We start from the raw sequence: 693 nt of genomic DNA, 5'->3' as shown, positions 1-693 counted from the left end.
GCTGGGATCTGAACAAATTCCGTGACCTGTTCGGAACGTCTTTCGAACAGGCACACATTCAATGCACCATTCCGAACACGCCGATGGCTGTCGGCAAAGGCGTGCTGGTCACGGAAATCGACAACACGCTCACGCAGGAACAGGCGGAAACCTTCGAAAGCCTATTTTCGTCAATCAGCCTGATTGAACGCGTGGACACCGCGCATATGGGCATCGGCATGTGCATCGCCGGCTGCGCGCCGGCCTTCACCGACATGTACATCGAAGCATTGGGCGATGCCGGTGTGAAATATGGATTGCAGCGTGCTACCGCATACCGCTTGGCCGCCAAAATGGTGGAAGGCGTGGGCGCGCTCTATTTGGCCAACGAAACGCATCCGGGTGCCATGAAAGACGCTGTCTGCTCTCCGGGAGGCACCACCATCAGGGGTGTCGCATCGTTGGAGGAAAGCGCGTTCCGTGGTGCCGTTATCAAAGCAGTCGACGCCATCGAAGCCTAATACTAAGCTAGGGAACCATGTCTCTTACTATCGGAATCGTCGGACTGCCGAACGTCGGCAAGTCCACCATGTTCAACGCATTGACCCGCAACAACGTGCTGGCGGAAAACTATCCGTTCGCCACCATCGAACCGAACACCGGCATTGTGCCGTTGCCGGATGACCGTCTGCCGGTGCTCGCCAAGCTCGTGCA

The 693-nt window shown here is 57.3% G+C and carries 2 protein-coding genes; both read left to right on the top strand.

The genetic code is table 11. The features are described 5' to 3' along the window. Positions 1-500 (top strand): pyrroline-5-carboxylate reductase dimerization domain-containing protein (locus tag IE142_RS35145; RefSeq protein ID WP_306432650.1); only part of this gene is annotated, 500 nt, incomplete at its 5' end. Between the two features lie 17 nt (positions 501-517). Then, on the top strand, positions 518-693 hold a 176-nt coding region (locus IE142_RS35140), incomplete at its 3' end, for a GTPase (RefSeq protein WP_191889444.1).

The organism is Streptomyces mutabilis, from assembly GCF_014649815.1.
Taxonomy (GTDB): Bacteria; Actinomycetota; Actinomycetes; order Streptomycetales; family Streptomycetaceae; genus Streptomyces; species Streptomyces mutabilis.
The sequence above is the reverse complement of the archived record's forward strand: the minus strand, read 5'-3'. Positions and strand labels throughout refer to the sequence as shown.